At 71.8% G+C, this 21,181-nt stretch carries 22 protein-coding genes and 2 pseudogenes; 10 read left to right on the top strand and 14 right to left on the bottom strand.

Translation table 11 applies throughout. The features are described 5' to 3' along the window. Nucleotides 1-13: 13 nt before the first annotated feature. Nucleotides 14-907, bottom strand: a complete 894-nt coding sequence (locus tag HCJ93_RS20570; protein ID WP_167997234.1) for an NYN domain-containing protein — start codon at nt 905-907, stop codon at nt 14-16. A gap of 174 nt (nt 908-1,081) precedes the next feature. Between HCJ93_RS20570 and HCJ93_RS20565 the strand changes: the two genes are divergently transcribed. After that, nucleotides 1,082-1,237 (top strand): DUF8834 family protein, encoded by a 156-nt coding sequence (locus HCJ93_RS20565; RefSeq protein WP_167997233.1) that lies wholly within the window; start codon nt 1,082-1,084, stop codon nt 1,235-1,237. 22 nt (nt 1,238-1,259) lie between these two features. Here HCJ93_RS20565 and HCJ93_RS20560 read toward each other — a convergent pair whose 3' ends face one another. From HCJ93_RS20560 to HCJ93_RS20550, 3 genes are all read right to left on the bottom strand, one after another. After that, nucleotides 1,260-1,865 carry a MarC family protein gene (locus HCJ93_RS20560; protein ID WP_167997232.1) on the bottom strand — a complete coding sequence of 202 codons (606 nt, stop codon included), beginning with the start codon at nt 1,863-1,865 and terminating at the stop codon, nt 1,260-1,262. A 64-nt stretch (nt 1,866-1,929) separates the two neighbouring features. Then, nucleotides 1,930-2,787: a PHP domain-containing protein gene (locus HCJ93_RS20555; RefSeq protein WP_167997231.1), complete on the bottom strand. Its 858-nt coding sequence runs from the start codon at nt 2,785-2,787 to the stop codon at nt 1,930-1,932. A gap of 129 nt (nt 2,788-2,916) precedes the next feature. Next, on the bottom strand, nt 2,917-3,558 hold the full coding sequence (locus HCJ93_RS20550; RefSeq protein ID WP_167997230.1) for a DUF6758 family protein: 642 nt from the start codon (nt 3,556-3,558) through the stop codon (nt 2,917-2,919). A gap of 183 nt (nt 3,559-3,741) precedes the next feature. Here HCJ93_RS20550 and HCJ93_RS20545 point away from each other — a divergent pair, with 183 nt between their 5' ends. Next, nucleotides 3,742-4,530 (top strand): MFS transporter, encoded by a 789-nt coding sequence (locus HCJ93_RS20545; RefSeq protein ID WP_309141461.1) that lies wholly within the window; start codon nt 3,742-3,744, stop codon nt 4,528-4,530. A gap of 25 nt (nt 4,531-4,555) precedes the next feature. Here the strand turns inward: HCJ93_RS20545 and HCJ93_RS29895 are convergent. Continuing rightward, nucleotides 4,556-4,633 (bottom strand): annotated as a pseudogene (locus HCJ93_RS29895) (toxin-antitoxin system HicB family antitoxin); the annotation flags it as partial. Nucleotides 4,634-4,686: 53 nt separating this feature from the next. Continuing rightward, complete coding sequence (locus HCJ93_RS20535; protein ID WP_167997229.1) at nt 4,687-5,538, bottom strand: AraC family transcriptional regulator; 852 nt, start codon at nt 5,536-5,538, stop codon at nt 4,687-4,689. Between the two features lie 150 nt (nt 5,539-5,688). On the opposite strand from HCJ93_RS20535, the gene HCJ93_RS20530 reads away from it, so the two are divergent. Further along, nucleotides 5,689-6,522, top strand: a complete 834-nt coding sequence (locus HCJ93_RS20530; RefSeq protein WP_167997228.1) for a phytanoyl-CoA dioxygenase family protein — start codon at nt 5,689-5,691, stop codon at nt 6,520-6,522. Nucleotides 6,523-6,617: 95 nt separating this feature from the next. Here HCJ93_RS20530 and HCJ93_RS20525 read toward each other — a convergent pair whose 3' ends face one another. Continuing rightward, entirely contained in the window at nt 6,618-7,442 is an 825-nt protein-coding gene (locus HCJ93_RS20525; RefSeq protein WP_167997227.1) for an NHL repeat-containing protein, read from the bottom strand. Nucleotides 7,443-7,455: 13 nt separating this feature from the next. Here HCJ93_RS20525 and HCJ93_RS20520 point away from each other — a divergent pair. Then, nucleotides 7,456-7,929: pseudogene (locus HCJ93_RS20520) on the top strand (MFS transporter); the annotation flags it as partial. Between the two features lie 52 nt (nt 7,930-7,981). Here HCJ93_RS20520 and HCJ93_RS20515 read toward each other — a convergent pair. Beyond that, the gene (locus HCJ93_RS20515; protein ID WP_167997226.1) at nt 7,982-8,566 is read right to left on the bottom strand and encodes a suppressor of fused domain protein; all 585 of its coding nucleotides are present in this window, start codon (nt 8,564-8,566) and stop codon (nt 7,982-7,984) included. 505 nt (nt 8,567-9,071) lie between these two features. Here HCJ93_RS20515 and HCJ93_RS20510 point away from each other — a divergent pair. Together HCJ93_RS20510 and HCJ93_RS20505 are read left to right on the top strand one after the other, a co-directional pair. Continuing rightward, entirely contained in the window at nt 9,072-10,187 is a 1,116-nt protein-coding gene (locus HCJ93_RS20510; protein WP_167997225.1) for a magnesium and cobalt transport protein CorA, read from the top strand. Nucleotides 10,188-10,211: 24 nt separating this feature from the next. Beyond that, nucleotides 10,212-10,730 carry a hypothetical protein gene (locus HCJ93_RS20505; protein ID WP_167997224.1) on the top strand — a complete coding sequence of 173 codons (519 nt, stop codon included), beginning with the start codon at nt 10,212-10,214 and terminating at the stop codon, nt 10,728-10,730. 86 nt (nt 10,731-10,816) lie between these two features. On the opposite strand, the gene HCJ93_RS20500 is transcribed toward HCJ93_RS20505, so the two are convergent. Then, entirely contained in the window at nt 10,817-11,581 is a 765-nt protein-coding gene (locus HCJ93_RS20500) for a hypothetical protein (protein WP_167997223.1), read from the bottom strand. A 214-nt stretch (nt 11,582-11,795) separates the two neighbouring features. Between HCJ93_RS20500 and HCJ93_RS20495 the strand changes: the two genes are divergently transcribed. The 3 genes from HCJ93_RS20495 to HCJ93_RS20485 are packed head-to-tail and all read left to right on the top strand — an operon-like array spanning nt 11,796 to nt 14,854. Further along, entirely contained in the window at nt 11,796-13,079 is a 1,284-nt protein-coding gene (locus HCJ93_RS20495; protein WP_167997222.1) for a magnesium transporter MgtE N-terminal domain-containing protein, read from the top strand. Then, nucleotides 13,069-13,677 (top strand): DUF1003 domain-containing protein, encoded by a 609-nt coding sequence (locus HCJ93_RS20490; protein ID WP_167997221.1) that lies wholly within the window; start codon nt 13,069-13,071, stop codon nt 13,675-13,677. Before HCJ93_RS20495 ends, HCJ93_RS20490 begins: the two co-directional genes overlap by 11 nt. A gap of 43 nt (nt 13,678-13,720) precedes the next feature. Continuing rightward, a complete protein-coding gene (locus HCJ93_RS20485; protein ID WP_167997220.1) occupies nt 13,721-14,854 on the top strand; it encodes an Mrp/NBP35 family ATP-binding protein in 1,134 nt (377 codons plus the stop codon). A 123-nt stretch (nt 14,855-14,977) separates the two neighbouring features. Here HCJ93_RS20485 and HCJ93_RS20480 read toward each other — a convergent pair whose 3' ends face one another. The 5 genes from HCJ93_RS20480 to sigE all read right to left on the bottom strand — a co-directional run bounded on the left by HCJ93_RS20480 (nt 14,978) and on the right by sigE (nt 20,319). Next, nucleotides 14,978-15,649, bottom strand: coding sequence for a hypothetical protein (locus HCJ93_RS20480; protein ID WP_167997219.1), 672 nt, complete (start codon nt 15,647-15,649; stop codon nt 14,978-14,980). A 272-nt stretch (nt 15,650-15,921) separates the two neighbouring features. After that, nucleotides 15,922-16,356 (bottom strand): sec-independent translocase, encoded by a 435-nt coding sequence (locus tag HCJ93_RS20475; RefSeq protein WP_167997218.1) that lies wholly within the window; start codon nt 16,354-16,356, stop codon nt 15,922-15,924. 84 nt (nt 16,357-16,440) lie between these two features. Next, a complete protein-coding gene (locus tag HCJ93_RS20470) occupies nt 16,441-18,489 on the bottom strand; it encodes a trypsin-like peptidase domain-containing protein (RefSeq protein ID WP_240967727.1) in 2,049 nt (682 codons plus the stop codon). Between the two features lie 133 nt (nt 18,490-18,622). Further along, on the bottom strand, nt 18,623-19,537 hold the full coding sequence (locus tag HCJ93_RS20465; RefSeq protein ID WP_167997217.1) for an anti-sigma factor family protein: 915 nt from the start codon (nt 19,535-19,537) through the stop codon (nt 18,623-18,625). After that, nucleotides 19,534-20,319, bottom strand: coding sequence for an RNA polymerase sigma factor SigE (gene sigE, locus HCJ93_RS20460; RefSeq protein ID WP_206317710.1), 786 nt, complete (start codon nt 20,317-20,319; stop codon nt 19,534-19,536). Before sigE ends, HCJ93_RS20465 begins: the two co-directional genes overlap by 4 nt. Before the next feature lie 162 nt (nt 20,320-20,481). Here sigE and HCJ93_RS20455 point away from each other — a divergent pair, with 162 nt between their 5' ends. After that, nucleotides 20,482-21,180, top strand: a complete 699-nt coding sequence (locus HCJ93_RS20455; RefSeq protein WP_167997310.1) for an O-methyltransferase — start codon at nt 20,482-20,484, stop codon at nt 21,178-21,180. Nucleotide 21,181: the final 1 nt, after the last annotated feature.

Below are 21,181 nucleotides of genomic sequence, written 5' to 3'. Positions count from 1 at the left end.
GCCGATACCGGGCCTAGTACTGCGCCTGCAGGTGGTCCCAGAAGCCGTCCCGCAGAGCCCGGCGCAGGTCCGACTGGCCGCGCAGGGAGTACTGGAGCAGGCCCTCCGCCTCGACCAGCAGGTCCTGGTCGACGGAGCCCGGCAGATAGGGGTGGCCGGGGAGCAGTTCGAGCAGGGAGTCGCGGCCACGGGCGGCGAGCCACTTGGCGGCGATCTGCGCTCCGACGAACCGCACGTCGTCGCGGGTGGGCCGGCCGGCCGCGGGCTCGTAGGTGGCGGGGGTGCGCCGGGTGACGTAGGGCTTGAAGAAGTCCAGGTCGAAGGTGCGCTGGCTGTCCACCTCCCACAGCAGCGGTTCGGCCTGGTTGCGGCCCTCCGGGGCCTCGATGCCCCACAGATGGACCCGGGCGCCGTACCCCTGGGCGGCCTCGACGGCGGAGACCAGGTCCTCGTCGCCGCCGAGCAGGGCGGCGTCGCTGATGGCGCGGTGCCGGGCGAGTGACTCCAGGTCGCTGCGGATCAGGGAGTCGACGCCCTTCTGCTGGTTGTTGGCGTTGAGGTTGCCGAGGCGGACCTTGACGTCCGGCAGTTCGGCGATGGACTGCTGCTCGGCGGTGTGGATGCGGCGCCGGGCGCCGTCGTACCAGTAGACGCGCAGCAGCCTGCTGTCGGCGAAGATGCTGCGGGCGCGGTCGATGAGTGCGTCGATGAGTCCCTCGGCGTCGAGGTCGAAGGCGCGGCGGTCCTCGGTGCCCGCCACGAGCCGGCCGGCCGCCGCGTACAGGTATCCGGCGTCGACGAAGATCGCGTGCGTGGAGGGCGTCTTCGCCACCTCGGCGAGCATGCGCTCGAGCAGCTCGTTGGTGCGGTCGATTCGGGCGCTCAGGGCCGCGAGGTCGTCGTTCATTGCCTCCATTGTCCCGGCGGTCACGCTACGAACACAACCGGTCCCGATCGGTCTCATGCGAAGCACTCACCGAACAGTATTTAGCCGACCAAAAATTTTCCTTAGCGTAGGGAATGTTTGCATCGCACAGTTCGTTGCACAGGTACAGAACGACTCACGAACGAGAGGAGCCCTGTGCGCTTCGAGATCATGCGACTCGACGACACCGACGGCACGCCCGTGGACACCACCATCGTGGATGCCGCGTGCGTCAACACCATCGTCCAGCAGGCCGCCGCCATCGGGCAGCGCCTGTGGATCCGCCCGGCCGAAGTGCCGGCCGCCTCCTGACGAGAGGCCGGCCGCCCCGGCGTCAGGCGCCCTGGATCACCTGGGTGACCCCGTTGATGATCTGCTGCACGGCGATCGCGGAGAGCATCATGCCCGCGAGGCGGGTCACCAGCACCACACCGCCGTCCTTGATGACGCGGATGATCAGCAGCGAATAGCGCATCACCAGCCACAGCACCACATGGATGGCGACGATCGCCGACCACACCGACACCTGCGTGGCGACGGATTCGGCCTTCTCGACGGCGAGGATGACCGAGACGATGGCGCCGGGCCCGGCCAGCAGCGGCATGCCCAGCGGCACCAGGGCGACATTGACGTCCTTGGTCTGCTTGGGCTCGTCGGTCTTGCCGGTGAGCAGGTCCAGGGCGATCAGCAGAAGCAGCAGTCCCCCCGCGATCATCAGCGCGGGCACCGAGACATGCAGATAGTCGAGGATGCGGTGGCCCAGCAGGCCGAACACGGCGATGACTCCGCCGGCCACGCAGACGGCCTGCAGGGCCATCCGCTTCTGCACCTTGCCGGGGCGGCCGGCGGTCAGGGCGAGGAAGATCGGGGTGATCCCGGGGGGATCCATGATGACAAACAGGGTCAGGAACAGAGAGCCGAAGACGGCAGCGTCGAACATGAGTGCCTTGCTGAGGGAGGTACGAGAGGTGTGGTGGGCGTGAGGGCCGCGGTGGCGCGGGGACTCAGGCCCCGCCGGTCCCCGGCACCGGGAAGGCGCCGGTCGCCCGCCGGGTGATCTCGCCGTACACCTCGGGGTCCGTCATGAACTCGCCGAGCACACAGGTCTTGCGGCTGCCGTGGTAGTCACTGGACCCGGTGACCAGCAGGCCCAGTTCCCTGGCGAGGCCGCGCAGCCGGGCCCGGGTGTCGGGGTCGTGGTCCATGTGATCGACCTCGATGCCGTCCAGGCCCGCCTCGGCGAGGTCGGCGATCGCCGACTCCGGCACGGTCCGGCCCCGCTTGGTCGCTGCCGGGTGGGCGAAGACCGCCACCCCGCCCGCGTTCTTGATCAGCCGCAGCGCGTCGAAGGGGTTGGTCTCGTGCTTCTCGACATAGGCCCGGCCGCCGTCGGCCAGCCATTCCTGGGTGAAGGCGTCGTTGACGCTGGGCACGACGCCCAGCTCCACCAGAGCGGTGGCGATGTGCGGGCGGCCGACCGAGCCCTCCCCCGCGATCCGGGCGACCTGCTCCCAGGTGATGGGGACGCCCAGCGCGTTCAGTTTGGCGATCATGCTCTTGGCGCGCGGCACCCGGTCGTCCCTGACCAGCTCGCGCTCGGCGAGCAGCGCCGGCTCCTCGGGGTCGAAGAGGTAGGCCAGCATGTGCATGCTGACGCCGTCGAGCCGGCAGGACAGCTCGGCTCCGGGAACCAGGGTCAGCCCCGCGGGCAGCACGGACAGCGCCTCGGCGTGCCCCCGGGTGGTGTCGTGGTCGGTCAGCGCGATGACGTCGAGCCCGGCGGCGGCCGCCTTGCGGACCAGGTCGGCGGGCGTGTCCGTGCCGTCGGACGCGGTGGAGTGGGTGTGCAGATCGATACGCACGACATACTCCAAGCGGTGGACGGACGGATGGGGACGCTTCAGGATAACCGGATTTTCACCCACCTCTGTCACACCCGAACCGGCCCTGCACCCCCTACACACCGCCCGGCCTCGGAGTGACGCCTCTTCTCAGGCCTCCAGCAGCCGGGGGGACAGGGCTCCGCAGGGCACCAGCTCCACCTCGGCCCCGGCCTCCCGCAGATCCGTGAGGACCAGCTCGTCGTACATCAGCAGCCCCGACTGCTCGGGCCACACCACCGCCCACAGCCACAGCCCGAGGGCCTCACCGGCGAACACGGCACGGTCGTCCGGGGTCTTGGAGACGTGCCAGAGCGGGGTGGGACGGCCGGCGGCCAGCACCTTGGTCTGGGCGGGCTTCTCGACATTCAGGAACGGCCCGGGGTCCGGCCCGTCGATGCCGGCGTAGCGGGCGCCGAGCCCCACGCCGAGCTCCTCGGCCACCAGGATCAGCTCGCCCATCCCCCCGAGGGGCCCGGGCCCGGTGCACGCGACGGCGGTGGCACGCCCGCCGCTGCGGTCGTCCCCCGCGCTCGCCACCCCCGTGAACAGCCAGCCCACGGGCAGCGGCCAGGGCATCCACACCGGCACCTTCGTGCGATGCACCACCACGTTGAGTGCCTCGACGCTCGGCGGCAGCACGGGCTGCAGGGGATGCACGGTGCCGTGCACATCGCACTGCCACGCATCGGAGAAGAGGCCGGGAGCCCGGACCCGGCCACCGCACTTCGGGCAACTGGGTTCGCCCCTCATAGAGCCCCACGGTCCTAGCTCTGCCGCGCCACGTCAAGGACGATCACCCGACCGGGGGGGAACCGAACCGTGAACCACACCCCCGCAGAGATAGATGTAACTTGCATTAATTAGCTCAGCTAACTTAATGTGTGTATCTGCCATCTTTCCGTCCGTTCATGCCGTGGGATTGGAGTTCTCCTGGTGGATCCCTTCGAAGCGGGGGCCGGAAGCGTCCTCAAGCAGCCGGGGGCCGTCTGGGCCACCGCCGGTGCGTCCGTCGTCGCCTTCATGGGGATCGGCCTGGTCGACCCGATCCTGCCCTCCATCGCACAGGGCCTGCACGCCTCGGCCGGGCAGGTGTCCCTGCTGTTCACCTCGTACTTCCTCATCACCGCGCTGGCGATGCTGGTGACCGGCTTCGTCTCCAGCCGGATCGGCGGCCGCAGGACCCTGCTGCTCGGCCTCGCCCTGGTGGTGATCTTCGCAGGGCTGTCCGGCACCTCCTCCTCGGTCGGCGAACTGGTCGGCTTCCGGGCCGACTGGGGCCTCGGCAACGCGCTGTTCGTCTCCACCGCCCTCGCGGTCATCGTCGGCGCGGCGGCCGGGGGCAGCGCGGCGGCGATCCTGCTCTACGAGTCCGCGCTCGGGCTCGGCATGGCCTGCGGTCCGCTGGCCGGCGCGCTGCTCGGCGACGCCAGCTGGCGCTACCCCTTCTTCGGCACGGCCGCGCTGATGGCGATCGGCTTCCTGTGCATCACGGTTCCCGCTCCCGCCACCAGCAGTACACAGACGGCGAGCACCCTGGCCCTCGACGGCCGCACCGAGCCCGTGCGCGTCCCCGCCCGCTCCGTCGTCACCGTGCGCATTCGGACCGACCTGGCCGGAAGGCCGCGTCGAACGCATCGGCGTTCTCCGCGACGAACTGGCGGAAGATGTCCGTGGCGCGGTCGAGGCGCGGATCACGGACCGCACTGCGCGCCGCCTCGGTGATCAGCGAAGTCACCGTGGTGCCTTCGGCCTCGGCGAGCTCCTGCAGCTGCGCGTGCAGCTCTTCGGGGACTCGGATCGTCACCTGCTTCGAAGCTTTCGACATGCGTCGACCGGACAGCAAGGTGTACAGCACGGGTCGCGCTTCCCGGATTTACGTCAGTGCGCCCGGTACGTCCTCCTGTACTCCCGCGGCCGCATCGACTTCAACTCCAGGAAGCGGCGGTTGAAGTTGGAGAGGTTCTGGTAGCCGCTGCGTACCGCGACGTCGGTGATCGGCAGTTCGGTGGTGATCAGCAGGCGGCAGGCGGTCTCGATGCGGAGCTGGTTGACGTAGTCGGTCAGCGTGCGGCCCATGGTGCGGCGGAAGAAGCGGCTGAAGGAGGTGGGCGCCATGTGGACGAGGGCGGCGACGTCGGACAGCTTCACCGGGCGGTGGTGGGCTTCCTGCAGGTGGCGGCAGACCGTGTCGATGCGGCGGCTGACGTCGGCGTCGGGGGCGGTGGTGTAGCCGGGGCCGGTGAGCGGGCGGTCGCCGCCGGTACGTGCCAGGCGGTCCAGGGCGTCGAGCAGGGCGACGGTGGCCGCGGCCGGCTCCAGGTCCGGAAGGCCGGTCAGGATGCGCCGTACGGGTTCGGGCGCCGGCGAGAAGAGCGCGCCGCGCGCCGAGCGGGCGAGCAGCGCGGCGATGGACGCGAACTGCGGCAGGTCGAAGAAGCCGGGCCCGAGGAAGTCGTGCCGGAACTGCGCGACGGCCGCCTCCGCGACCCCGCCCTCGTACGGCTCGGAGCTGAAGGTGTGCGGCAGGTCGGGGCCGAGCAGTACGAGGTCACCGGGCCGGTAGGGCTCCACAGTGGTACCGACGTAACGCGTGCCACACCCTTCGGTGACGAGCGTCACCTCGTACTCGACATGATGGTGCCAGTTGAAGTCAAAGGCGTCCTGACGTCGGATGAAGCACTTCCAGGTGGCGTCGTCGGAGGCGCCGGGCAGTTCGAAACGCGGTTTCACACCCCGCACGCTAGCGGTTCCCCGGCATCACGCGGGAGGGGCAACTGAGTATCGGTTCCGGGCAAGCACGGCGTAGCACCACCCCGTGCCGCGCTGCGAGGGTTGTTCCCGGCATCCCGCACCGGCCATGACATCCAGGGAGAAACCCGCATGACTGCCACCACCGAGTCCCGCGTCCGCGAGATCGACACCCCGTACGAGGGCCTGTCGTCGACGGCGACCGCCGACTTCAACCGCGACGGTTACGTCCGCCTGTCGAACGTCCTCTCTCCAGAGACCATCGCCGAGTACGAGCCGACGATCACCTCCGAGGTGATCCGCCTCAACACCCAGCACCTGCCGCTCGAGGAGCGCGACACCTACGGCAAGGCGTTCCTCCAGGTCACGAACCTGTGGGAGCACAACGACAAGGTCAAGGAGCTGGTGTTCTCCAAGCGGCTCGCGAAGATCGCCGCCGATCTGCTCGGCGTGCACTCCGTGCGCCTCTACCACGACCAGGCCCTCTACAAGGAGCCGTCCGGCGGCATCACCCCCTGGCACGCCGACCAGTACTACTGGCCGCTGTCCTCGGACCGCACCGTGACCGTGTGGATCCCGCTGCAGGAGACCCCGATGGAGATGGGCCCGCTCGGCTTCGCCCGCGGCAGCCACAACTTCTCCCTCGGCCGCGACCTGCCGATCTCCGACGAGTCCGAGCGCGAGATCCGCAGGACCGTCCTGGAGCAGGGCTTCGAGGACGTCGTCGAGCCGTTCTCCCTCGGTGACGTGAGCTTCCACCGCGGCTGGACCTTCCACCACGCGGGCCCGAACCGCGGCGAGGTCCCGCGCCGCGTGATGACCGTCATCTACATGGACGCCGACATCCGCGTCGCCGAGCCCACCAACGACAACCAGCGCGGCGACCTGCACTGGGTCGACCGGACCGCGGTCGGCCAGGTCCCGGACACCCCGAAGAACCCGGTCCTGTACGACGCCCGCGCCTGAGCGCCGCCCGGCAGGGACACGAACGGCCCGGCCCCACCCCTTGGACAGCGGGGACGGGGCCGGGCCTCTTGCGTGCGGTGAGGCGCGGACCGGCCTCAGTCGCGTGCGGTGAGCCGGGTCGTGCGGCCGCCGATCAGCCACTCGGTGACCAGGGGGCGGCCCTCGGTGTCGACGGCGAGGCCGTGCGGGGAGTTGAAGTGGCCGTGGCGCAGGGGCGGGCGGACGGTGCGGCCGTCGGCGGTCTCGGCGTTGGGCCAGCCGGGGCGCTGTGCCGCCTCGTCATCCGCGCCGATGTAGCCGACAAGCCCGTCCTTGCCGTCGAACACGGCGAGCCGCGCCTCGAGTTCGGCCACCAGGAGCAGGTCTCCGGAGGTCGCCATGGAGCAGGGGCGGCGCAGTTCGCCCTCGCCGACGGTGCGGCGGAAGACGCCGTCCACGCCGTACACCTGGATGCGGCTGTTCTCACGGTCCGCGACGTACAGCTCGTGTTCGTCGCCGCGGCGGTCGAGGAGCAGGCCGTGCGGGCAGTCGAACTCGCCCTCCAGGGTGCTCTCGTAGATGCCGTCGGCGGTGAAGGCGTGCACCAGGTTGTTGCCGTAGCCGTCGGCGACCCAGATACGGTCGGTGCCGGCGGCCACGGCGGTCGGGGCGAAGCGGTGCTCCTCGTACGCCGGGTGCGAGGGCACGGGCAGCTCGCGCACGAGCCGCCCGTCCAGCGTGAACTTGGCGACGCGCCCGTGCGCGCCGACCCGCACGAACTCGTACCGCCCGTCCTCGTCGGTGGTGCGGATCTTCTCGGCGGGGTCGGCGACCCACACGCACTCGCCGTCCTCGTCGTCGACGGCGGTGATGCCGTGCGCCTCGGTCAGCCCGGTGGAGAACTCGCGGACCAGCTCGCGCCCGGCGGTGAAGACGCGCATCCGGTCGTCGGCGGCGTGGGGCGTGCTGCTCGCGGTGTTCTCGGTGATCGTGGCGCCCCGGCTGCAGCGGCGGTTCGGCTCCGCGGCCGTGCTGTGCGGCTCACTGGTGCTGCTCGCCGCCGACGTGCTGGTGCTCGGCTACGGCGGCCACACCACCGCCGTGGTCTGCACGGTGCTCTCCGGCGCCCTGATCGGCGTGAACAACACCGTCTACACCGAGCTGGCGCTGGGCGTGTCGGACGCCCCGCGGCCGGTGGCGAGCGCCGGGTACAACTTCGTGCGCTGGTTCGCGGCGGCCGCGGCGCCCTTCTTCGCGCCCCGGATCGAGGAGTGGACCGATGTGCACATCCCGTTCGTGGTGGCTGCGGTCACCGCGGTGCTGGGCGCGCTGGTGGTCCTGCTGCGGCGCGGGGCGCTCACCCCGGCGGCGCAGGAGCCGCAGGTCCGCCGGGCCGCCGGGGACGGCGTTCCGACGCTCACCAACTGAGCCTTCCGCGGACGGAGTTGGCGAGGGGCTCGGTGAGTTTGCTCACGCCGGCTCAGTCCAGCGGGACGGACCTGCGCGCCGGGTCCCGCAGATCCGTCCCGCTGCTGAGCCAGCGTTCCTGAAGCGCCTGGGCCCCGTGCACCCGCTTCCAGGCGGCCTCGTTCGGGGTCATCGGCAGCAGCGGCAGGAACCGCACGGGGTCGAGCGGCGCGTCGAGCTCGAGGTCCTCCACCAGACCGCCCGGCTCGGCCACCAGCACCGAGGTGAACGGGGCGCCCGGCCACAGCGGTTCACCCACGTCGAGCGAGGCGCCGGGCGCCACCACCACGCCCTCGACCTGCGGAGAGGCGGCGAGAACGGCGAGCGGGCGCAGCACCTTGTCGGTGTCCGCGATCCCGGCGCGCACCGAGAGCAGCAGCTCGGCGCGCGGCCCCTTCACCGGGTCGGCGACCACCGCCGTGGGGTCGGTCATGGGGTGCGCGGACATGCCGAGCGTGGCGTAGCGGACGATCTCCCCCTCGCCGAAACGGAGCACCTCGATGCGGTCCGTGCCGAGGAAGGTGACCGCCGCGCGCGCGTCCGGTTCGCCCAGCGCCGTACGCAACCGGGCTTCGACGAGAGGAAGAACATCAGCCATGCGGCGAGCATAGAACTCGTCAGCCACGGGCAAAGCGGCGCCTTGACACGCCGGTCGGCTGATACTCTTGGTCGGTCGGGGCAGCACGCAGCGGCGTCGCGGATCCGAGCCCCGACGCCTGTGCGACTCTCCCCGTCTCAAGGGGAATCCCCCATGGGGATGTGTGGATCGTCCCTCACGAGGGACCGGCCGGAGGAGGTGAGGCTGACATGGACCGAAGTCGACCGTGCAGTATCACCCGCTCTTCCGGCGACGCCTGATGTAGCCGTTTCCCTCCTGGCTGCCACCCCTCGCATGCGCGTTCTTCAACGGAAGAGCACTTCGTTTCGTTCTGTCTGATCTGCCCCAAGCTGTATCAGCGACGAAGCTCGCCGCCGCGACGGTGCGGTGCTCCCCGCTTTGTGGACGTGCCAAACATCCGCAGTTCACGGACGTCCTCATTCCGGGTTGTTCCAGCCGTCGTACTGGCGCGCCTTTCGTTGCCCCGTCTGCGAAGGAGACCGCCATGTCGATGATTCGCGACCTGCGCGCCGTGGTCCGCCCCTCCCGTGTCTCGCTGCGCAAGGCCGGCGCCACCTACGAGACTCCGTGCGAGCGGGCCCGGGCCACCGCCGTCGTCGACTGCGCCGTCTACCGGGACGGACGGCGGGTGGCGACCGAGGGACCGCTCACCCCGCAGGAGGCGATGCGACTGGTCCGCCGGGACGGCGGCTTCGCGTGGATCGGCCTGCACGAGCCGACCGAGGACGAATTCGCCGGAGTGGCCCGCGAGTTCGGCCTCCACCCGCTGGCCGTCGAGGACGCGGTGCGGGCCCACCAGCGGCCCAAGCTGGAGCGCTACGACGACTCGCTCTTCACGGTCTTCAAGACCGTCCACTACGTCGAGCACGACCGGCTCACCTCCAGCAGCGAGGTGGTCGCCACCGGCGAGGTGATGTGCTTCACCGGCCGGGACTTCTTCATCACGGTGCGGCACGGCGGCCAGGGCTCGCTGCGCGCCCTGCGGCACCGCCTGCAGGACAACCCCGAGCTGCTGGCCAAGGGCCCCTCCGCGGTGCTGCACGCAATCGCCGACCACGTCGTCGACGGCTACATCGCGGTCGCCGACGCGGTGCAGGACGACATCGACGAGGTCGAGACCGAGGTGTTCTCGCCCGGCCGCAAGGGCACCCCGCGCGGCACCGACGCCGGGCGGATCTACCAGCTCAAGCGCGAGGTGCTGGAGTTCAAGCGGGCGGTGGCCCCGCTGCTGCGGCCGATGCAGCTGCTCAGTGAGCGGCCCATGCGGCTGATCGACCCGGAGATCCAGAAGTACTTCCGGGACGTCGCCGACCACGTGGCCCGGGTGCAGGAGCAGGTCATGGGCTTCGACGAGCTGCTCAACTCCATCCTCCAGGCCAACCTCGCCCAGGCGTCCGTGGCGCAGAACGAGGACATGCGCAAGATCACCTCCTGGGCGGCGATCATCGCCGTGCCGACCATGGTCTGCGGGGTGTACGGCATGAACTTCGACCACATGCCGGAGCTGCACTGGCGGTACGGCTACCCGATGGTGCTGACGATCATCGTCGGCATCTGCTTCGGCATCCACCGCACGCTCAAGCGCAACGGCTGGCTGTGAACGCCCGCTCGATAGGCTGAGCGCATGACGAGCGAGCTGCTGGAGCGGGCCCTCATCGAGGAGGCCACCAAGAAGTCCGGCCTGGTCTGGGTGCGGGCCGCCGGGGCTCCCGCGGCCCGTGTGCTGTGGCACGTATGGCACGAGGGGGCCGCCTGCGTCGTCGGCGACGGGCCCGGGGAGCAGCCGCTGGCGGGACTCGTGGACGGTGGCACGGCCGAGGTGACGGTGCGCAGCAAGGACAAGGGCGGGCGGCTGGTCACCTGGAACGCGAAGGTGGCGGAGCTGGCCGCCGGGGGCGAGGAGTGGGCGGCGGCGGTCGCCGAGCTCAAGGGGAAGCGGCTGAACGCGCCCGACGGCGAGGCCATGGTCGAACGGTGGGCGCGGGAGTGCAGAGTGCTGCGGCTGGAGCCTACGGGGGAGACGGTGCCGTTGCCGGACGGGTCTCTGTCCGAGCCGCCGCTGCCTTCCCCGGCCACGACGCGTCGGCCGGTTCCCGCAGCCTTGCCGAAGCTGCTGGCTCGTGGCAAGCGCAGGCGCGGGTAGGGCTGCGGGGGCTCACCGGTGCTGGTGGGTGCTGGTGCCGGGCCCCGTCGCCCCAGCGGCACGCCTGCCCGCTGCGGGGGCGCTTCTCAGGAGCTGGGGAGTTGTTTGCCGTAGTCGAGGGTTTCGTCCTTGGCGGGCTTCTTGAGGGGGAAGTCGGCGCCCCAGGAGGAGAAGGTGAGGACGCCCGCCTTGCCGGCCCGGACCAGGCGGAGGGGGAACGGCTGGCCCTCGAGGGAGACGTCGAGGGTGCCGCCGGAGCCGTCGTCGCCGGTGATCCGGATGGTGCGCACTCCCCCCTGCTCGTGGTGGCCGTCCGTGGCCAGCTCGCCGTGCAGGGTCAGCAGCCCGCCGAGCAGCACGTCCTTGTCGGTGAAACCGCTGAACTTCTTGTACGAGGGGTCGCCCTTGGGCACCTTCACGTACTTCTCGGCGAGCTTGGCGGCCGCCGCCGCGTCCGCCCTGGTGCCGCCGCCGTCCGCGCCCTTGCCGCCCCGGCCCCAGAACTCGGCACCGGCCTTGAGGAACAGCTCGTCCCCCACCCGCAGCAGGCGGAACGTCTCCCCCTCGGTGGTGACCGACCCGATCCCGCCCTCGGACTTCACCCGCATGTCGAGCTTGTAGGTGCGGCCCTTGGTGACCACGGTGCCGTGCAGCCGGACCGTGTCGACCGAGGCGGCGGCCTTCTGGGTGCGGCTCTGGATCTCCTGCGGGGACAGCCTGCCGACGCCGTTGGTGCCCGCGTCCGGATCCTCTTCGGAGCACCCGGTGAGTCCCGCTCCCGCCACCAGCAGTACACAGACGGCGAGCGCCGGCGCGGCCCAGCGCGAACGGCCCTGGGAGATCGGAATCACAGGTGCGGCTGCCTCTCTGACGGGGACCTGAACGGCGTACCGCAGAGTACCGGGGGCACACGAGGCGGATGGAGCCAGTCCGTACGGACCGGCCGCCTGCGCGCGGCCGATCAGGACGGGCTAGCCTGAAGCCCACCCGAGCGGGCAATTCGTATAAGCCGACGCACCAGGCAGTCCCCGTAACGACCACCTCGCACGGAAAGGAGACGCGGCCATGGCAGCGGGCGCCCCCCGGTTCTTCGTCTCGCACCTGTCCGGTGTCGCGGTCTTCGACCCGACCGGCGACCAGGTGGGGCGGGTGCGCGACCTGGTCGTCATGCTGCGGGTCGCCCAACGGCCGCCGAGGCTGCTCGGGCTGGTCGTCGAACTCGCCACCCGGCGGCGCATCTTCCTGCCCATGACCCGGGTGACGGCGGTGCAGGCGGGGCAGGTCATCACCACCGGTGTGCTCAATGTGCGGCGCTTCGAGCAGCGGCCCACCGAGCGGCTGGTCTTCGGCGAGCTGCTCGACCGGCGGGTGACGCTGGTGGAGACCGGCGAGGAGGTCACCGTCCTGGACCTGTCGGTGCATCAGCTGCCCGCCCGCCGGGAGTGGGAGATCGACCGGGTCTTCGTGCGCAAGGGCAAGAAGGGCGGGGCCTTCCGGCGCAGCAAGGGCGAGACGCTCACCGTCGAGTGGTCGGCCGTCACCGGCTTCTCGCTGGAGGAGGAGGGGCAGGGCGCCGAGAACCTGCTCGCCACCTTCGAACAGCTGCGCCCCGCCGATCTCGCCAATGTGCTGCACCACCTCTCCCCCAAAAGGCGGGCCGAGGTGGCCGCCGCCCTGGACGACGACCGGCTGGCCGACGTGCTGGAGGAGCTGCCGGACGACGACCAGATCGAGATCTTCATGAAGCTGGCCGAGGAACGCGCCGCCGACGTGCTCGGCGCCATGGACCCGGACGACGCCGCCGACCTGCTCGCCGAGCTGCCCGAGGACGACAAGGAACGCATGCTGAGTCTGATGCGGCCGGGCGACGCGGCCGACATGCGGCGCCTGATGTCGTACGAGGAGCGCACCGCGGGCGGTCTGATGACGACCGAGCCGATCATCCTGCGCCCCGACGCGACCGTCGCCGACGCCCTGGCCCGGATCCGCAACCCGGACCTGTCCCCGGCGCTCGCCGCCCAGGTGTACGTCTGCCGGCCGCCCGACGAGACGCCCACCGGCAAGTACCTCGGCACGGTGCACTTCCAGCGCCTGCTGCGCGACCCCCCGTACACCCTGGTCGGCTCGATGCTGGACGACGATCTGCAACCGCTGGAGCCCGATGCGGCGCTGCCCGTCGTCGCCGGGTTCTTCGCGACCTACGACATGGTGGCGGCACCCGTGGTCGATGAGGCGGGGTCGCTGCTGGGGGCCGTGACCGTGGACGACGTGCTGGACCACATGCTGCCCGAGGACTGGCGGGAGACCGAGTTCCATCTCGACAAGGGGGTGGTCCCGGATGGCGCCTGAGCGCGACGGCGTGCGCGAGCGGCTGCCGTCGGGCGCCACCGCCGCCGGACGGCCCCGTGCGCCCCGCCTCGACCAGCCGCGCCCGCCGCGCCGCCGGATCCTGCCCGAGTACGACCCGGAGGCCTTCGGGCGGATGTCGGAGCGGATCGCCCGCTTCATCGGCACCGGGCGGTTCCTGGCCTGGATGACGGTCACGATCGTCGTCTGGATCGTGTGGAACACGCTGCTGCCCGAGTCGGTGCGGTTCGACGAGTACCCGTTCATCTTCCTGACGCTGGCCCTGTCCCTGCAGGCGTCCTACGCGGCGCCGCTGATCCTGCTCGCGCAGAACCGGCAGGACGACCGCGACCGGGTCAACCTGGAGCAGGACCGCAAGCGCAACGAGCGGTCCATCGCGGACACCGAGTACCTGACCCGGGAGGTCGCCGCGCTGCGCATCGGGCTCGGCGAGGTGGCCACGCGTGACTGGATCCGCTCGGAGCTGCAGGACCTGGTCAAGGAGCTGGAGCTGCGGCAGAACGGACACCGGGAGCACAACGGGGCACTTCCGGCGATGCGCGCACAACGGCCTCCGGGACGTGACGCAGGCGACCACTGACGGGCTTACCGGCCGGTGTACCCGGCGCCGTACCATCGTTCTCATGGCTACGGAAGACGCGGTGCGCGAGGCACTGGCGACGGTGAACGACCCCGAGATCAACCGGCCCATCACCGAGCTCGGGATGGTGAAATCGGTGGAGATCGGCGCGGACGGCGCGGTCGCGGTCACCGTGTACCTGACGGTGTCGGGCTGCCCGATGCGCGAGACCATCACCCAGCGTGTGAAGGACGCGGTCGCCCGGGTCGAGGGCGTCACCCGGGTCGATGTCACGCTCGACGTGATGAGCGACGAGCAGCGCAAGGAGCTGGCCAGCGCGCTGCGCGGCGGCCAGACCGAGCGCGAGGTCCCGTTCGCCAAGCCCGGCAGTCTCACCCGCGTCTACGCGGTCGCCTCCGGCAAGGGCGGCGTGGGCAAGTCCTCGGTGACGGTGAACCTGGCGGCGGCGATGGCGGCCGACGGGCTGAAGGTCGGTGTCGTGGACGCCGACATCTACGGCCACAGCGTGCCCCGCATGCTGGGCGCGGACGGCCGTCCCACACAGGTCGAGAACATGATCATGCCGCCCTCGGCCAACGGCGTGAAGGTCATCTCCATCGGCATGTTCACCCCGGGCAACGCCCCGGTGGTCTGGCGCGGCCCCATGCTGCACCGGGCGCTGCAGCAGTTCCTGGCGGACGTCTACTGGGGCGACCTGGACGTGCTGCTGCTGGACCTGCCGCCCGGCACCGGTGACATCGCGATCTCGGTGGCGCAGCTGGTGCCGAACGCCGAGATCCTGGTGGTGACGACCCCGCAGCAGGCGGCGGCCGAGGTGGCCGAGCGCGCCGGCTCCATCGCCGTGCAGACCCACCAGAAGATCGTCGGCGTGGTCGAGAACATGTCCGGCCTGCCCTGCCCGCACTGCGGCGAGATGGTCGACGTCTTCGGCACGGGCGGCGGCCAGCTGGTCGCGGACGGCCTGACCCGCACCACCGGCACCAATGTCCCGGTCCTCGGCAGCATCCCCATCGACGTGCGCCTGCGCGAGGGCGGCGACGAGGGCAAGCCGGTGGTCCTCACCGACCCGGACTCCCCGGCGGGCGCGGCCCTGCGCTCCGTCGCGGGCAAGCTGGGCGGCCGGCAGCGCGGCCTGTCGGGCATGTCGCTGGGGATCACCCCGCGCAACAAGTTCTGAGACGACACCCTCGACGAGTCCGAGCGGCCCCGCCGCTCCAGGACTCCTCCGGGGCGTCAGGCGCATACGAGGGGCGCCGGTCACCGACCGGCGCCCCTCGCTCATGCCCTCGGACGTGGTGGCTCAGGTGTAGGCGACGATGTCCCTCACCGCGGAAAAGCCCAGTCCGTAGGCGCTCATGCCGCGCCCGTACGCCCCCACGTGCACGCCCGCCTGGGTCGACCCGGCCAGCACCCACCCGAACTCGGACTCCCGGTAGTGGAACGGTGTCGGCACCCCGTCCACGGGGAGGGTCAGCGCCGACCACTGCTCCCCGGACAGGTCGTCGGCCAGCGCCCACGCCGTCTCCGTCTGCTGCTCCAGCCAGTCGTCGCGCAGGGAGTGGTCCATCTGCCCCGGCCAGGTGAAGGACAGCAGTCCCACGCCCGCCAGCCAGGCCGCGGAGGACACCGAGGTGGCCTCCAGCAGGCCCGTGCCGTCGGCGCTGCGCCGCACCGGGTTGGCCGCCACGGTCACCACCACCGCGAACTTCTCCTTGACGTCCTGGCCGGACGCGGCGGCGTGCTCGTTGCGCACCGTCGGCTCGTCGCCGTGCCCGAGGGACCCGTGCTCGACGGCCCCGTCGGCGGCCGTGCCGACCTGCATCAGCCAGCGGGGCCCGGTGAACGCCTCGTCCAGGCCGTACCAGGGAAAGGGCGCCCGCAGGTAGTCGTCGACCGCACGCCGGGCGGGGTGGACCTGTGGTCCGTCCTCCGCGGCCGGCGCCTGCGCGACTGCCCGACTCGTCGTCTCCATGATCCCGGACGCCTCCTCGCTCTCGTCGGACCGGGGCGGCCCGCCCCCCCTACGGGCGTACTCGTCCGATCCGCACAACAACTCGGCAGCATAACCACCCTGTCGGCACACGGCCGGAAAGCGCCCGGCGCGTGGGCCGTCCGGACACCCGGATCAGGCCGCGTGGCGGCACATCGGAGTGTGAAACGCGTCACGTACGCGGGGGCGCGCGCCCCCGCGCGGGCGCAGGCGGGAATGCGGCCGGGCCGTGCGCTGGACGGCGGTCAGCAGGGTCAGGTGGCGTCCGCGTCGAACGGCGGCCGGTCGTCGGCGGGTCGCTTGGTCATGTCGACCCGGCCGCCGGAGGAGGACGCGGCGGCGGACCCGGCGGACCCGGTGTCGGAGTCGCGTCCGTTGACGGCGTCCGTGACCTCGGCCATCTCCTTCTTCAGGTCGAAGCCGTTGCGGATCTCCTTCAGCCCCAGGTCGTCGTTCTCCAGCTGCTTGCGGATGAACGTCTTGGGGTTGAGGTCCTCGAACTCGAAGTCCTTGAACTCGGGGCCCAGCTCCTGCCGGATGTCCTGCTTGGCGCTCTCCGAGAAGTCGCGGATCTTCCGGATGGTGCGGGCCACGTCCTGGATGACCTTGGGCAGCTTGTCGGGTCCGAAGACGAGCACGGCGAGGATGACGAGCGTGACCAGCTCGAGCGGTCCTATGTCGTTGAACACTGCAAGCTCCTCGCGATCCCATCGGGCCGGGTCCACGGTACCCGGCCGGCCGGTACGACCGGTACTGCACCGGCCCCCTGCGTCTCAGTCACCGTCGGAGGAGCCGAGCACCAGCGAGATGGTGCGCTCCTTGCCGTCCCGTTCCAGGGTGAGCTCCAGCCTGTCGCCGGGGCGGTGTGCCCGGGTCTTGACGATGAGCTCCTCACCCGAGTGGATGGGCCGGCCGTCGACCTTGGTGATGACGTCGCCGGGCTTGATGCCCGCCTTGTCGCCGGGGCCGCCGGAGACCACCGGCGGGCCGCCGTCGCTGCCCCTGGTGCCCACGCGGGCGCCGTCGCCGGTGTACTGCATGTCGAGGGTGATGCCGATGACCGGGTGGGTCGCCCTGCCGGTGTTGATCAGCTCCTCGGCGACGCGCTTGCCCTGGTTGATGGGGATGGCGAAGCCGAGGCCTATGGAACCGGCCCGGCCGTCGGAGTCGCCGCCGGCGGAGCGGATGGCCGAGTTGATGCCGATCACGCGGGCGTCGGCGTCCAGCAGCGGGCCGCCGGAGTTGCCCGGGTTGATCGGGGCGTCGGTCTGCAGTGCGTCGACGTAGGACACGTCGCTGCCGTCGCCCTTCTCGCCGCCTGCGGTGATGGGCCGCTCCTTGGCGCTGATGATGCCGGAGGTGACCGTCCCCGCGAGGTCGAAGGGGGCGCCGATGGCGACCACCGGGTCGCCGACCTTCACATTGTCGGAGTTGCCCAGGGGCAGCGGCTCGAGCCCCTTGACGCCCTTGACCTTCACGACGGCGAGGTCGTAGCCGCTGTCCTGGCCGACGACGGTGGCCTCGGCGGTGTCCCCGCTGTGGAAGGTCACGGTGATCTCACCGCCGTCCCCGGCGGGTTCGACGACATGGTCGTTCGTCAGGATGTGCCCCCGGGTGTCGAGCACGAAGCCGGTGCCCGTCCCGGCCTTCCCACCGCCGCTGACATGCAGGGTGACGACGCTGGGCAGCGCCCGCTCCGCGATCCCGGCCACGCTGTCGGGATCCCGCTTCACGTCCTCCTTCGCGGCCTGCGGCAGCTCCACCGCACCCAGTCCGCCGTTGCGCTCGAGATACGCCCCGACGAACCCTCCGGCCAGCCCGCACACCACCGCGAAGACCAGCAGAAAGCCGACCAGCAGCCTCGCCCGCCGCCTGCGCCGCCGCCGCTCCGTCTCGACCGGCTCCCCGTGCAGGTGCAGCGGAGCAGCCGCAGCGGCAGCAGCCCAGGGGTCGTACCGCCGCCAGGGGTCGAGGGCGGCGGATCCGGACGCACCGGAGGTGCCGGGTGCGCCGGGAGCCTGGGCCGGGGCGTCTGAGGCGCCCGGGCCCTGTGCGGGGACGCCGGGCGCGGGGGCGGCCTGCGGGACGGCAGCCTGCGGAGCCGTGGCCTGCGCGGGGATGCCCGGCGCGGGGGCGTGGCCGCCCGGCACGGAAGCGGGTGCGGCGACGGCCTGCTGCTGTGCACCGCCCGCGTGGGCCGCGACGGGCGGTACGGCGATGCCGTGGGCCGGTGTGGTCGCCGGGTGCTGCACGGGCGGCGCCGGGGCCCAGGGACCGGGCTCGCCGTACGGCGGGGTGTTGTAGGGATCGGGATCGTGCAACGGCTTCTGCTGCCGCTCGCCGACCGCCTCCGCAGGCCCACCGTCCGCACCGGACGGGCCTGCCGTACCGGACGCGGCCGCCGGAGCCGCCGGAGCCGCCGGGGCCGCCGGTTCCGTTCCGCCCGCCGGCGCCCCGCGCTGTTCGTCCTCCGGCCCTGAGCCCCTGTCCGGGCTCGCGGCCGCCTCCGCGCCCCCGGCCGCCTGCGGGGCGTGGACCGGGGGGCCGGACTGCCGGGTCTCGCCCGCAGCCTCGGCCGGACCGGAGGACCCGACCGCGCTCGGCGCCTGGTCCGCGGGCTCGTGCTGCTCCTGCTGCCCGGCGGGCTCCGCCTCGCCGGAGGTGGCCGGTGGGGCCGGGGTCGCCGGGCGTTCGAGTTCGTAGTCGCCCTCGTGGGCGGCGGGCCGCTGCGGCCGGGCCAGTTCGAAGTCGGCGTCGGCGGGCCGGGCCGGCTCCGGCGCGCCCTCCCGTTCCCCCGACGGCTCCGGCTTCCCCTCGTTCATGCTCTCCCCGCAGCTGGTCACGGCCGGCCTGTCGGTCCCGGCCGCAGATCATCGACTCCGTGGCGCGCTCGGGCCGGACCCGGGCGCGCCTGATGGATTCAATCAGGTCCGTGCACCCGCGCGCAGGGGCGATTCAGCGAACCGTGCGGGAGGACGGCGTGGGACCGGCCGTCGGCAGCAGGTCCGGGGTCTTGATCCCGGACTTGTCGGCCCAGCCGGTGAGCACCGGCGGCGCCGTCGTGCCGAGGGGACGTATCAGCGGGGACACGGGTGCCGCGTCGCCCAGGGGGGACGCGCCCTGGCCCTGCCCCGCTCCCGGCAGCAGCGGTGCCGACACCACCGTGGGGGCGGTCGGGGTGTCACCGAAGGTGCCCGTGCCCTGCATCTGGCTGAGCAGCGGGGCGGCGCCGCCGCGGCGGCGCTGGCTCTCGGAGGCGGCGGCCGCCCCCGCGCCCTGTGTGCGCGCCGGCGTCACATTGCTGCCCTTGCCCGGGCCGCGCACCTCCGCGTCGGTCGGCGCCATGGTGGCCACCCCGCCGAGTGCGATCGCGGCCAGCGACACCGCTCCGGCGGCGGCGAAGGCGAAACGCAGCCCGCGCGAGGCGGCCCGGTCGTGCTCGGGCCGGGTGACCTCGTGGATGCGGAAGCCGCGGTCCGGCGAGGGGCCCAGCGCCGGGGCGTGCCGCCGCGTCGGGGCGTAGGCGAACTCGAAGCGGTCACCGCGCCGGGCGCCGAAGACGCCGGAGCCCGTGCCCGGCAGTCCGCCGCCCAGCGGTGCGCCGCCGCCGAGGTCGCCGCCCGCGGGCAGGCCCTGGAGGCGGGCCAGCAGGCTCTCGGACGGGGGTGGCGGGGCCGCCTGGGCGAAGACGCTCTTCAGACGGCGCTGCTCGTCCACCTCCGCCTTGCACCGGGCGCAGGTGGCGACATGCGCGAGGACCCGTTCACGTGCGTCATGACCGAGCTCTCCGTCCACCAGGGCGGAGAGTCGGTCTCCCAGATGCTGCTCGGCGAGGTGTCCCTCGGGAGACTTCGGTCGTGATCCGCTCACGCGCCCGCGCCCCCTCCTCCCAGTGCGGCGACTCGCGGCACGAAGGAGCGGCGGTCCGCCCGGGCCTGCGGCGAGCGGTGCGCAAGGGCCTTGCGCAGCTGCGACCGGCCGCGGTGGATCCGGGAGCGGACGGTGCCGAGCTTGACGCCGAGGGTCGCGGCGATCTCCTCGTACGACAGTCCCTCGATGTCGCACAGCACGACGGCGGCGCGGAACTCGGGGGCGAGCGTGTCGAGGGCCTGCTGGACGTCCGCGTCGAAGTGGGCGTCGTTGAAGACCTGCTGAGGGGTGGGCTCCTTGCTGGCCAGCCGCTCGGCCGCGTCCTCGCCCAGCGCGTCGAAACGGATGCGCTGCTTGCGGCGCACCATGTCCAGGAAGAGGTTGGTGGTGATGCGGTGCAGCCAGCCCTCGAAGGTGCCCGGCGTGTACGTCGACAGGGAGCGGAAGACGCGGACGAAGACCTCCTGGGTGAGGTCCTCGGCGTCGTGCTGGTTGCCCGTGAGGCGATAGGCGAGCCGGTAGACCCGGCCGCTGTGCATGCTGACGATCTCCTCCCAGGTGGGCGGAGTCCACGCGTTCCCGTCCGCGTCGGTGGCGAAGCTCGCGGTCTGGGCCGGGCCCTCGGCGGACCCGGAGGCGTGGCTGTGGTCAGCAGCGGTGTCGTTCACGGATTTCGGCCTGCCCGCCGACGGGAGGAAGCGCCGCAGCACTCCGCCCCGGTCTCCGGGCGCAGCCGCACCTCCCCTGTCGGCTCTGGTGGTGTCCAGTGGAGCCCCTACCATAGCCACCTCGCCCGTTAGCTCCGGATAAGCGGTTTTACGAAAATTTGATGTGGGCTGCCATGGCTCGTACGACTGCGTCAGCACTTGCTCGGCGTCCTCGTCCACCCTCTTCCCCCCGTCACGGCTCGCGCCACGTGCTCATCCCCTTAAACGACCGGTCCCATCTGCGGGTTCCCGACGGCAACGGATACAGTCACGCCCAGGCAACCACGGGGACAGGAGAGGGTCATTACCGCCAACCGGCAGACGAGCTGGGCGTTCGCCGACGCCTATGTCGCCGAGGACGACGCGCTGCGCTGGGCCCGCGAACGGGCCCGCGAGGCAGGGCTGCGCTCGGTGTCGCCCGGCACGGGCGCAGTGCTGCGGTTGCTGGCCGCGTCGGTGGACGCCAAGGCCGTCGCCGAGATCGGCACGGGCTGCGGCGTGTCCGGGATCCATCTGCTGCACGGCATGCGCCCGGACGGGGTGCTCACCACGGTCGACCCGGAGCCCGACCACCAGCAGTACGCCCGGCAGGCCTTCCGGGACGCGGGCTTCGCCGCCAACCGGGCCCGCTTCATCCCGGGCCACGCCCTGGACGTGCTGCCGCGGCTGGCGGACGCGGGGTACGACCTGGTGTTCTGCGACGGCGACCGGCTGGAGTACCAGGACTACCTCGCTGAATCGTTGCGCCTGCTGCGTCCGGGAGGCCTCGTCGCCTTCGAGGGCGTGTTCGCGAACGGCCGGACCGTCGACTCCGGGCCGCAGCCCACGGAGGTGCTGCGGCTGCGCGAGCTGGTGCGGACCGTGCGCGACAGCCAGGAGCTGGTGTCCTCCCTGCTGCCGGTGGGCGACGGGCTGCTCTGCGCGGTCAAGCGCTAGC

The organism is Streptomyces composti (assembly GCF_012034205.1).
Taxonomy (GTDB): Bacteria; Actinomycetota; Actinomycetes; order Streptomycetales; family Streptomycetaceae; genus Streptomyces; species Streptomyces composti.
This window is presented reverse-complemented; position numbering and strand designations above follow the sequence as displayed.

What these genes read in the sequence shown, in the direction of transcription:
- HCJ93_RS20510 (WP_167997225.1), top strand. Translation starts at nt 9,072, where the DNA reads ATGTCGATGATTCGCGACCTGCGCGCCGTGGTCCGCCCCTCCCGTGTC.
- HCJ93_RS20570 (WP_167997234.1), bottom strand. Translation starts at nt 907, where the DNA reads ATGAACGACGACCTCGCGGCCCTGAGCGCCCGAATCGACCGCACCAAC.
- HCJ93_RS20470 (WP_240967727.1), bottom strand. Translation starts at nt 18,489, where the DNA reads ATGAACGAGGGGAAGCCGGAGCCGTCGGGGGAACGGGAGGGCGCGCCG.
- HCJ93_RS20505 (WP_167997224.1), top strand. Translation starts at nt 10,212, where the DNA reads ATGACGAGCGAGCTGCTGGAGCGGGCCCTCATCGAGGAGGCCACCAAG.
- HCJ93_RS20485 (WP_167997220.1), top strand. Translation starts at nt 13,721, where the DNA reads ATGGCTACGGAAGACGCGGTGCGCGAGGCACTGGCGACGGTGAACGAC.
- HCJ93_RS20550 (WP_167997230.1), bottom strand. Translation starts at nt 3,558, where the DNA reads ATGAGGGGCGAACCCAGTTGCCCGAAGTGCGGTGGCCGGGTCCGGGCT.
- sigE (WP_206317710.1), bottom strand. Translation starts at nt 20,319, where the DNA reads ATGGTAGGGGCTCCACTGGACACCACCAGAGCCGACAGGGGAGGTGCG.
- HCJ93_RS20495 (WP_167997222.1), top strand. Translation starts at nt 11,796, where the DNA reads ATGGCAGCGGGCGCCCCCCGGTTCTTCGTCTCGCACCTGTCCGGTGTC.
- HCJ93_RS20515 (WP_167997226.1), bottom strand. Translation starts at nt 8,566, where the DNA reads ATGGCTGATGTTCTTCCTCTCGTCGAAGCCCGGTTGCGTACGGCGCTG.
- HCJ93_RS20480 (WP_167997219.1), bottom strand. Translation starts at nt 15,649, where the DNA reads ATGGAGACGACGAGTCGGGCAGTCGCGCAGGCGCCGGCCGCGGAGGAC.
- HCJ93_RS20560 (WP_167997232.1), bottom strand. Translation starts at nt 1,865, where the DNA reads ATGTTCGACGCTGCCGTCTTCGGCTCTCTGTTCCTGACCCTGTTTGTC.
- HCJ93_RS20490 (WP_167997221.1), top strand. Translation starts at nt 13,069, where the DNA reads ATGGCGCCTGAGCGCGACGGCGTGCGCGAGCGGCTGCCGTCGGGCGCC.
- HCJ93_RS20530 (WP_167997228.1), top strand. Translation starts at nt 5,689, where the DNA reads ATGACTGCCACCACCGAGTCCCGCGTCCGCGAGATCGACACCCCGTAC.
- HCJ93_RS20525 (WP_167997227.1), bottom strand. Translation starts at nt 7,442, where the DNA reads ATGCGCGTCTTCACCGCCGGGCGCGAGCTGGTCCGCGAGTTCTCCACC.